The sequence below is a fragment of the Oleiphilus sp. HI0043 genome, assembly GCF_001634935.1.
In genome coordinates, this window is sequence record NZ_LWEY01001843.1 from 1 (window position 1) to 846 (window position 846).

The 846-nt window shown below is 47.3% G+C and carries 1 protein-coding gene; it reads right to left on the bottom strand.

All coding sequences use genetic code 11. The annotated features are described in order from the left end of the window. Positions 1–324: 324 nt before the first annotated feature. A partial coding sequence (locus tag A3729_RS33620) for a PhnE/PtxC family ABC transporter permease (protein ID WP_369820165.1) occupies positions 325–846 on the bottom strand: 522 nt, incomplete at its 5' end.

Sequence of the window (846 nt, forward strand, 5' to 3'; positions counted from 1 at the left end):
GTGGGCATGGCCACCACCGATTAACACCAAGTCTTGGCTAATGGGTGTATCAGTATTTGTCTCATTTTTTTTCACGTTTATTCCTAATCCAGCTCTTTAAGAGAGGCGGTAATCAATGGTAATCATTCGTTATCGCTCCCTCTTTAGTGCCCTAAACCTGTAGGCAGAGCCTTCCACGGCTCGCATGAAGGCTAGCACGAGGTTGATCGAGCGAGGGATAGAACCCTCTGCCTACAGTCATTGTTATTTGTTAAATATAAGCTTGAATGCCACTACTCCGCCAGTGCGCACGGCGCACCCTATAACGGGACTGTTCCTCTTACACTAACGCATATCCGGCAAGGCATTGAGCCGCAGCTTTCGCCTAATACCGCGTGATAAGGTATCGACAAGAATATTCAGCAATGCCGTCACTAAAATTAAAAACAAGGCGCGATCAAAGCGCAACTCTTCGAAGGCCGAGTCGACGTAAAAACCCAAGGTATGCACGCCGAGAATTCCCAGTATGGCACTCTCTCGTAGAATCACCTCCCAGCGGTAAAACAAAAAGGCCAAAAAGGGCCGATATAATCTGGGCGTGACTTCGTAGGAATATAGATTAATGCCTTTCGGGGCGTCTTGTCTTAGCTTAAGGTTGCGTGATGCGTTGCCAATCAAATGCGCGATAATCGCACCATTGTGCAAGCTCAAAGCCACGATCGCGGGCACCATCGAGGGACCCATCATAATCAGTAAAACAAACACCAACATCAGCTCAGGTATAGAGCGCAAAACGACTAACAAGAAGTGTGACAGATAACGGCTGCCTTTGTTCAAAAATAAGGGTGAAATAAAGGGGTACATGAC